At 29.5% G+C, this 1,219-nt stretch carries 1 pseudogene; it reads left to right on the top strand.

The window, feature by feature from the left end:
* Positions 1–52: 52 nt before the first annotated feature.
* Positions 53–1,219: pseudogene (locus tag L8X30_RS07850) on the top strand (hypothetical protein); the annotation flags it as partial.

Genomic DNA, 1,219 nt, shown 5'->3' with positions numbered 1-1,219 from the left:
AGAAGGTAAAAACTACGCAAACTATTGTATAGATGGATTAGGGTGTGCTAGTATGATAGTTGGAGTTACCAGTGCTTTTACAAAAACTTTTGATGGACAAGATTATACTTTAAGAAATATTAATATAGACACAACTGTAGATGCAGTCGTAGATAAACCTAAATATGTAGGAATATTCGGAGTTTCTTCTAAGGGTGCAATTTTTAAAAATATTAATGTTGATTATGAAAGAGGTATTAATACTCTTAATGCTGGTTATATTGGTGGATTCATAGGATTAGCTTCTGATGCATTGTTATCTAATATATACTTAGGTAATATAGAAAACATCACAGCGGTTACATACGACGGAAGTGTTCTTTTTATAGGTGGTATGATTGGTTTTATTGATTACTCGGAATTATCAAATATTTCTTTAGACTCTATAAAGAATATCAGTGGTATTGCTCATGGACATTCTAGTTTTGTTTCCGGTTTATCGGGATACTCTAGGGGTTCGTCTATTTCAAATATATTTTTAAATAATATTGGAAATATTAATAGTAGAAGTTTTGCTATATCAGGTCATAGTGGTTCTTCCTATGCTAGTGGTTTTATTGCAGGTATTCATTCTTCTTCTATTTCAAATATTTACTTAGATAATATAAAAAATATTAGTGCTAGTACTCTTGTCGGTGGATTTGCTGGTGGTATTAGCAACTCATCCATTTCAAATATATATTTAAATAACATATTAAATATTATAGGTATTGGCAATGATGTTTTATCTGGTGGTTTTGTCGGTGATATAAGTAATAGTAATGGTGATAGTAACTTTAAAAACATTTATATGTTTTTTGCTTCAGGTGTAAAAATTGAAGGTGAGCAAGTTGGTATTTTTTTTGGTTCATCAAAGGGAACTAATCTAAACAACATCCACATCTATCATCATGAAAACGATTTAGCTAATGCTACGGCTGATCAAAGCTATTGGGGTGATACTAACAATAAAATTCAAATCCACACTTATAATGATAATAATCAAGAAAGTGTTTATAAGGATTTTTTATCTAAAGCTAATATTATAGAAAAACCTAATCATTCTGACATATCTTTAGAAGAAGACGACCTCAATAAAGAAGTTATTGGTCAAATCATAGAAGATATCACTCAAAAAGGATATGTGGTAGATATTGCTATGTTAGAAAAATTATTAGAAGTTTATAGCAAATTTAATCTC

Source organism: Campylobacter sp. CNRCH_2015_0338h (assembly GCF_025772785.1).
Lineage (GTDB): Bacteria > Campylobacterota > Campylobacteria > Campylobacterales > Campylobacteraceae > Campylobacter_D.
This window is presented reverse-complemented; position numbering and strand designations above follow the sequence as displayed.